We start from the raw sequence: 7,788 nt of genomic DNA, 5'->3' as shown, positions 1-7,788 counted from the left end.
TATTCCGTAATTTTACCGTCTTTTAACTCCCATATCTTGTCTACAACCATATCAAGAAAATATCGGTCATGACTGATAACAAGTAATGCTCCATCAAATGCTTTAAGTTGACCAATAAGTAGATCTATTCCATTGAGATCAAGGTGGCTGGTTGGTTCATCCGCTAGAATGCCATGTACTTGTTGGGAAAATGCGGCAGCAATTTTTGCACGAGTTTCCTCTCCGCCACTCATTGTGTCGTTTTGTACATTGGAAACACCAAGGCGAGATAACATTGCCCGGTCTTCGACCGTTTCTATTTCGATTCCGCCCAGTTGGCTGATATGTGCAAAATCACCAAAACGCTGTAATGTCGCTTCGGCTAAAACAATTTCGCCATTAAGTACTTTGAGTAAACTACTCTTTCCTGCTCCGTTATCACCCACAAGACCAATACGGTCATAAGAGTGAATTTCCAATTCATCAATATCCAAAACATCACGCCCAGCATAATCCAAGCGTATGTTTCTCGCTTTAATAATTAAACTCATTTTTATTTACTCCTGTTTAGCTCTTGAAATTTTTTATGCAGCAAACAGGATTTAGGTGAAAACAAAAGCTAGCATCACAGTGTCCTCCCAAAAAAAAAGCTATTCATCCACAGGGTGGACAAATAGCTAGTCAATTAAGTTATAACTGGAAACTATGCACTAAAAGCATACTTATAAATTAAGCATACTTTTACTTTATATATCCGCATATATTCTTAAAGACACAACAAAAGCCCACCATTATAAAATAGTGTCACTATGCAAATAGTTGTGTCTTAACGAATGCGGATAGAATGCATAAACTTACCTAAAAAATAAAATTCAGTTTTATGATAACTTTACTGTTAAAAGAAGTCTAGACAACCTTGTTTTATGCTTGGATATAAGGCTTATTTTAAAATAATAGTAGTGAAGATTTTCTAAAATTAACATAATACACCTTATACGAAATGCTTGATATTTCTCTTTAAATATCATTATATTAACGTAAGCCGTTCTGGAGTATAGGGCACCAGAACGGCTTTTTATTGATTATTCATGTTCCACGATCACTAATTGAGCGATGTTCCACGGTTTTATTCAGTTTTAATAAACATCATCCGGTTTTTTGAGGAGTCATTATTTCAAGTGCTTGCACTGAAATTGGCTCTTCAAAAAACTGGAGTCTTGGCTAACCATATGGAAGGAAAAAGCGGCTTAGGAAGCCTCTCTTCTTCTGTTCTGGTTCAACATGCTCCGGGATAGGAATACGCTTATTGTCTTGCTGAGGAGTAGTCAATTCGTCATAGTTCGTTGCTAGTTCCGACCGAGGATCCGTTGCTATATCCTGTTTAAAGCTCTGATCGGTAAAGGTAGTCATATTGGCTTTTGGTGCTTCTAGTAAGCGCTGCATAGCTTCAATCTGTTCTTGATAAAACGATTCACGTTCTAAAGATTGATTTTCTCTCTGTATTGCCTGATTTAATTGTTTTTCCAGTATGTCAACTTGACGTTTTAGTAAGTCAACTTCTGTCAAGTTTTGACTGTTAATTGATTGACTTTGATTGACTGTATCCTCTTTTTTTTGTGGTTCCCCAAAAACTCTTAGGGCCTCTGAAAAGTCAATTAATCCATCAGATCCTTTAGATAAATTTCCTTTGTTTATATGTGCATATATGGCTTGTCTTGAATATCCATAAAGCTTAGCTAACTCTGAAACTGACAGTTTTTTCATTATGTAAACCAGTTTTCAACTTGTGTTAATACCTGACTGTTAACTTAACAATTTCAATTAACAATGTCATTGAAATCCTAATTTTCTGAGTAAAGGAAGTAATTCCTTAAATTTCTCTGCATCTTGCAGCATGGCAGCTATACGTACAGCAAACTGCTGATAGCTTTCTGTGCCTTGTGAATATTTACTCATCTCAGGAAGCTCTGAGAGCTTGTTGGCGAATAGATGGCGTTGTTTATCTGTTATTTTTGAAAAGAGGTCTAATGTATTCGGATCTCTTTTAGATTCGACTGAATGCGTGGCTGATTTTTTCTGTTTAAAGCTAAATGAAAAACCAGTAATAGATCTACCTGTTTTATGCTGTTCAACTTTGACAATAATATCGGTATGTTCATTTACTTGTTTTAATGCAATGTCTAAAACATATTTTTTAAAATCATACATTCGTTTGTATTCAGTCTCGAGTACACCTATTTTTTGTCTAAAATCATACATAGTTATGAGAGGCGTTTTTCCAGTACTACGCCATGCAATCAATATTTCATATAAACGAACAGCATAAGCACTTGTTAAATTACTTATTTGTTGTATTTCATACTTTGTAAATTGTTCTTCTAACCTAGTAATTAAAGGCACAATAGCAGGGGCAAAAATAAGTCTAACGACAGCTTCATTATCAATATAAGCCACCTCGCTCACCCATCTTGATTTGTGATTAATAGTGTTACCTTTTTCACTAAGACTCTGATAACTGAATTGTCTTGCAAACAAGTCATCGCAAGCATCTTTTAACGCCTGATAAGCCGTATTTCGATGTACACCAAACTGATTAATATAACTTTCAGCATGAACTGTTAGTGGATCATTAGCATTTATCCCTTTACCCGATTCCCTTGCTTCAACAATAGCTAGGAGAATTAACCTCTGTTCAACTAGATCGAGGTTATAACTGGCATTGATTAAGGCGTTATCTTTAACAACTAGTTCTGTTTTCATATGAAAAGATTATATTTTTAATTCAATAAGACGAGGTTATATAATTATCTCGCTTAATGCAAGGTAAACCTCGTTTTAATGCAAGGTAAACCTCGTTTTAATGCAAGGTAAACCTCGTTTTAATGCAAGGTAAACCTCGTTTTAATATCTCTAGAACCATTATGAATAAAGGATTACAGCTTAATTAAAAGCATTTAAAAGCTTAAAAATAATTAAAAGCCCAGGGAGTAAAAAATTGCCCTTGGTTTTCGCTTCGCTCAAACTCTATTGAATCTCGCTTTCGCTCGATTCGTCGGGGCAATTTTTGGTTCATATTTTCGTGAATTTGAGAAAAAGCAAAAGCAAGATCAAAAGCAGCTCGGAATTCGCTTCGCTCATGAGCTTTTTTTCTCGCTACGCTCGGTTTAGGAATCAAATTTGGAAAGTTCGCACCCATTCGGGATGCTCTGTAAAGCAGGTGATTGATGGATAGGGAGCTTGTAATCAGGGAAAGGGATGGGCAAATTTTCTCAGTTCGCTCGTAGACACTCGCTCTGTTTAGCGACTCATGCCACGAGATTTCATTTTAGGCGCATGTTGCTGTGCTTTGAGCTGTTGTTCCTGTCTGAGTTTCATCTGTTGTTCTGCTTTGATCTCATCCACACATTTTTTAATGACTTGATAGGATGGGTATAGAGTCTGGTATTGCTTGGCTTTGGCTGGATGTTGTTGTTGGTACTGCTTCCAGGCATGTTCTTTGAATTTGTCATTTTCCAATAAATCCTTCACACCATGTTTTTTCTGGTGTTCATGCTGACCTTTCAGCTTTTTGTGCTCCTGGTAAATCGCATCACGTTGGGCTTCCCAGGCTTTTTTTCCAAACAGTAAGGGTTTGTTCTGAGTTAATTCGTTGTGTTGATCGACCAGGCTTTGCAATTTGTCATGACTTTGCTTGAGTCCGCTTTTCACGATCTCCTGGGCAAGCTGCTGATTGAACTCATTTTGATGTTTGTGGTGCTTGGTCAGGGTTATTTCGGCTTGTTTGAGATTACGCTGCATGAAATCCAGGTCTAGATTCGCGTCTTTTGCGCTGATTTCGCGTTTTAGCACTTTGCCAAGGGTTTCCCTCTGTTTTTCCTCAAACAGGGCTTTTTCGTCAATTGGTGGCGTTTTAGCGCTATTTTTGATTTGGATCTGCTGTTCTGTTTTCAGTGTGCTGAGTTTGATCTCATTTTCAGCAATCAGCAGATCCATATTTTTGCTGTATTGCAGCTGAGCCTGATTTCTCTGTTTGATTTCGTCATTGCTTCGGCTGATTTCGGTCTCAATCCCTTTTCGGCGCAGTTCGGTGACTTTCGGCCCTTCGTGCAGCGTGGCTTCTAAACCATTCTCCTGGTCTTTGTAGCTGCGGTGGTCGACTCGGGCAGTGTATCCAGCCAGATCCAGGTGCATATTGCAGATATCGGCAAAGTGTTCGCGCCAGTGTTCGATTTCTCCACTGTGTTTCTGATCCAGTTCCCGGGTTTTCTCGGTGAAGCCTTCCTGAGTAAGTTTGCGTGTGCTCATCAGGATATGCGCGTGATAATTGCGTTCATCACTACCAGATCCAGTATGCGGTGCATGAATACAGGCATCGACGGCTACCTGGTGTCTGTCCACGATACTGGCGCATAGCTCTTCGAGCATGGCCAGGCGTTGTTCCTGATTTAATTCACTTGGAAAAGCGATTTCAAATTCTCGGGCAACTGTCGAGTTTTTTCGGGTTTCCCGTTGTTCAACTTCGTTCCAGAGTCTTTCCCGGTTTTTTAAATGTTCTGGTGCGCCTTCGGGTAAATAAATTTCTTTATATTCCACACCTGTTTTTCGGCTGTAATCATGTTCTCGGCCCTCACGTTCACAATAGATCTTTTCACCTGCCCGATAGGCAATCGCAGCAGTAGCGGAACGCCCTGCTGATCGTGCTACGGTTTTGACTGAAAAGTGGTAAATCGCCATGCCTATTTTCGCTTTTAAATTTTCACGTAGTGAAGTACAACCGTGGATACGGTTGTCGGGGTATTGGGGAGACCCCAATCGTACTTGCAAACGAAGTTTGCATAAGTGCGCTCTTCGAGGAAAACATTACTATACATATAGCACCTTGAATGCATATTCAAGTGCGCTTATGTTAGGGATGGTTTCCCAGGATGATGGTATTGGATTAATGAGCGTTACTGAAACACTAGACAGCAAAATCAAAGCACAGGAAGAAAAGCTAAAGCAGTTAAAGGCTCAAAGACAGGCAGCACTGGCAAGAGAACGTGCTAAAGAGAAAGAACAAGCTCGAAAGGATGATACCAGACGCAAAATTTTAATTGGATCCTGTATGCTAAAGATCACTGAAGATGATGAACAAGCCAGAGCTAAATTAATTGCTCAGATGGATAAGTATTTAACAGATGAGCGTGACCGAAAGCTTTTTAATTTATAAATTTTGAGGGATAAGTAGTGGAAGATCCAACACTTAATAAGTTAATACGTAATACAGAATTATTCTTCGAACATCACTGGAATGTAGACCTATTAGGAAAGCCTCCTGAATGGTCACCAGTACATTTTAATTTTGGAAAAATTCCTAATTACGATAAACAAGGTGTATATGCGTTTGTCAAAGGGGATTTAGTGACTTATATCGGTGTTGGGACTTCTAGAGGTGCTGGCCGTTATCGTGGTAATGGCTTAAGCGCCAGGGTAATGAAATATTGCCGATGGAATGAAGATAAAACTGAATATATTGCGATAGATCCAAGACTGAAAGATGCTGGATCCATCATTACAATAGGCTTTGAGCGTGATACGGCTTATTTAGCAAATGCCCTAGAAGTTTTTCTTATCTCTAAAATCCAACCTGTCCACAATGTGGTTAAAGTTGGTATGTAATTTCGCATAAGAAATTTTATGTTAAATGATTGTTAGAAATGCCCCTTGATCGAGGCATTTTCTATAAAGAATACTAAAAACTAATTAAAGCCAACCAAGTTTCAAAACAAGGCAGTTCTCAGCAATCATATTTTTAAATTATATAACTCCCAACTGAGCTTTTGCTCCAACGATAAGGCTTTCATTTTGAGTTTCTAAGGCAAATAAACCATACATCAAAGGAGAGGCCGCTGCTCTTTCTAAAGTCTGTTCATATAGTTTATTCCAAACTTTACCCCCTAGTTTTTCATACTCGATGATTAGAGTTTTGAGGCTTTCTTCTCCAAACAAAGTTACATGCCCAGCAAAATCAATCGCTGGGTCATCTATATGGGCTGTTGACCAATCAATAACGCCTGAAACAGCTCCATCCTTTGAAGCTAGTACATGCCCAGCATATAAATCGCCATGTATAAATTGGGTGAAATCTGCCCATAGAACATCATTATCCAACCATTTTCTGTAGCGGGTTTCCAATTGCTCACTTATACCAATTTCAGATTTTACTAACTGCAAATTGTTTGCTATTTCAGGTCTTAAATCTGAAGGTTTCATAATTTTCAAATCATTTTCCCGAACTTCTTTTTCAGGAATACTATGGATTTCAAATAAGGTTTTTGCCAAAGATGTTATGTATTTCGGGCTATCTTTGTCCATATTCCAAATTATTTCATAGGTTTCAGCATCCAAATTTAAAACAGGATTATCTTTAAGTATGGGATAAGCCACTAATTCTGTAGATGAAATTCTCCAATCAGGAACCTCTACAGAAAGATGTTTTTTTACCAATTCTAAAATGCGTTTTTCTTTCTTGATTTGTTCCCTCATGCCATCACGACGAGGAATACGCAGCAACCATTGTTGCCCCTTTGTATCAAGAGCAAAAACGACCTTAAAATCAATGCCCATTTCATTGAAATTCATTTTGTCCGTAAGCAACAAGCCGTGTGCTTCAGCAAGTGATTGAATATCTTGAATTGTCATTTTTAATTTCCTTTAAAGAGTTCAATAATTAATGTTCGGATTAGATTGGCTATCATTAACAATCTCTCTCAAAAGTCTTGATGATTTTGTGGTCTTTGATCTCGTAGATAATGTCAGCAATATTATCGACCAATTGCTTGTCATGAGATACGAAGATAATAGTTCCTGCATAGGACTTCATCATTGTTTCTAATGCGGCAATACTTTTTAGGTCAAGATAGTTTCCTGGTTCATCCATAAGCAAAATATTATATTTTCCTAAAAGCATTTTGGATAAAAGCAGTTTGATGATTTCACCTCCCGATAAGTCGGATAAGTTTTTTTGAATATCATTCGCTCCGATCCCCATTGAAGCCAATACTGCACGAATTTCCGCAACTGTGTACTCGCACTCTTCCTGCATAAAGGAGAGCACAGATTTATGCGTGTTAAATTTATATCCTGTTTGTGTAAAGTAGCCAATTTCAGCTTTTGGAGATATGGTTAATCCATCAGCACGTTCTGATATCATTTTTAACAAGGACGTTTTCCCTGTTCCATTCGATCCAGTTATAGCGACTTTAGCGCCAAGCGGTATTATAAAGTTAGCGTCATCAAAGATAGTACGGCTACCAAATTTTAAGCTCAGACCATCTGCCGTAATCGGGAACTTATTGTGCAGTTCTAGGGCTGAACTTTGACGAAAACGAATAGAACGCAAATGCTCTGGTGCTTGAATATCTTCTAATGCAGCCAAACGCTTTTCCATACTCTTAGCTGCCTGATACAGTTTTCTTTGCTTGGTGCCAGTCATTTTTGCATGCCCAAGTCGTCCAGCACTTTCGGTAGAGTTTTTGGATTTTTCTCCTTTTTTCTTATTGTCTAATCGATTAGCTTGCTGGCGTTTTTCTTGCACAGCAGATTCTAATCGCTCCCGTTCCTTCATCATCAGCTCATATTCTACGGCTTGGTGTTGTCGCTCTTCTTCTTTTTGACGCAAGTAATCCGAGTAACCACCCCAATATTCCGTAATTTTACCGTCTTTTAACTCCCATATCTTGTCTACAACCATATCAAGAAAATATCGGTCATGACTGATAACAAGTAATGCTCCATCAAATGCTTTAAGTTGACCAATAAGTAGATCTA

8 protein-coding genes and 1 pseudogene are annotated in these 7,788 nt (G+C 38.3%); 2 read left to right on the top strand and 7 right to left on the bottom strand.

What is annotated here, in order from left to right:
• The 5 genes and pseudogenes from msr(E) (FTU02_RS15900) to mobQ form a co-directional block, all read right to left on the bottom strand.
• Positions 1–530: pseudogene (gene msr(E) / locus FTU02_RS15900) on the bottom strand (ABC-F type ribosomal protection protein Msr(E)); the annotation flags it as partial.
• A gap of 670 nt (positions 531–1,200) precedes the next feature.
• On the bottom strand, positions 1,201–1,743 hold the full coding sequence (locus tag FTU02_RS15895; protein ID WP_004896925.1) for a plasmid replication DNA-binding protein: 543 nt from the start codon (positions 1,741–1,743) through the stop codon (positions 1,201–1,203).
• Positions 1,744–1,809: 66 nt separating this feature from the next.
• The gene (gene repM / locus FTU02_RS15890) at positions 1,810–2,739 is read right to left on the bottom strand and encodes a replication initiation protein RepM (RefSeq protein WP_068553070.1); all 930 of its coding nucleotides are present in this window, start codon (positions 2,737–2,739) and stop codon (positions 1,810–1,812) included.
• A gap of 202 nt (positions 2,740–2,941) precedes the next feature.
• Positions 2,942–3,175, bottom strand: coding sequence for a hypothetical protein (locus FTU02_RS15885; protein WP_068553069.1), 234 nt, complete (start codon positions 3,173–3,175; stop codon positions 2,942–2,944).
• Positions 3,176–3,276: 101 nt separating this feature from the next.
• Positions 3,277–4,713, bottom strand: a complete 1,437-nt coding sequence (gene mobQ, locus FTU02_RS15880) for a MobQ family relaxase (RefSeq protein WP_107111964.1) — start codon at positions 4,711–4,713, stop codon at positions 3,277–3,279.
• A gap of 208 nt (positions 4,714–4,921) precedes the next feature.
• Here mobQ and FTU02_RS15875 point away from each other — a divergent pair, with 208 nt between their 5' ends.
• Together FTU02_RS15875 and FTU02_RS15870 are read left to right on the top strand one after the other, a co-directional pair.
• A complete protein-coding gene (locus FTU02_RS15875; protein WP_088749624.1) occupies positions 4,922–5,188 on the top strand; it encodes a mobilization protein in 267 nt (88 codons plus the stop codon).
• 17 nt (positions 5,189–5,205) lie between these two features.
• Positions 5,206–5,637, top strand: coding sequence for a hypothetical protein (locus FTU02_RS15870; RefSeq protein ID WP_039090891.1), 432 nt, complete (start codon positions 5,206–5,208; stop codon positions 5,635–5,637).
• Between the two features lie 138 nt (positions 5,638–5,775).
• Here FTU02_RS15870 and FTU02_RS15865 read toward each other — a convergent pair whose 3' ends face one another.
• The gene (locus FTU02_RS15865; RefSeq protein WP_000155092.1) at positions 5,776–6,660 is read right to left on the bottom strand and encodes an Mph(E) family macrolide 2'-phosphotransferase; all 885 of its coding nucleotides are present in this window, start codon (positions 6,658–6,660) and stop codon (positions 5,776–5,778) included.
• 55 nt (positions 6,661–6,715) lie between these two features.
• The coding region (gene msr(E), locus FTU02_RS15860) for an ABC-F type ribosomal protection protein Msr(E) (protein ID WP_180114983.1) at positions 6,716–7,788 on the bottom strand (1,073 nt) is incomplete at its 5' end.

Origin of the sequence: Acinetobacter sp. YH12045 (assembly GCF_013419925.1) — a bacterium.
GTDB classification, from domain to species: Bacteria; Pseudomonadota; Gammaproteobacteria; order Pseudomonadales; family Moraxellaceae; genus Acinetobacter; species Acinetobacter amyesii.
This window is presented reverse-complemented; position numbering and strand designations above follow the sequence as displayed.

Coding starts and splice junctions, on each gene's coding strand:
- FTU02_RS15895 (WP_004896925.1), bottom strand. CDS start 1,743: ATGAAAAAACTGTCAGTTTCAGAGTTAGCTAAGCTTTATGGATATTCA.
- FTU02_RS15875 (WP_088749624.1), top strand. CDS start 4,922: ATGAGCGTTACTGAAACACTAGACAGCAAAATCAAAGCACAGGAAGAA.
- mobQ (WP_107111964.1), bottom strand. CDS start 4,713: ATGGCGATTTACCACTTTTCAGTCAAAACCGTAGCACGATCAGCAGGG.
- repM (WP_068553070.1), bottom strand. CDS start 2,739: ATGAAAACAGAACTAGTTGTTAAAGATAACGCCTTAATCAATGCCAGT.
- FTU02_RS15885 (WP_068553069.1), bottom strand. CDS start 3,175: ATGGGTGCGAACTTTCCAAATTTGATTCCTAAACCGAGCGTAGCGAGA.
- FTU02_RS15865 (WP_000155092.1), bottom strand. CDS start 6,660: ATGACAATTCAAGATATTCAATCACTTGCTGAAGCACACGGCTTGTTG.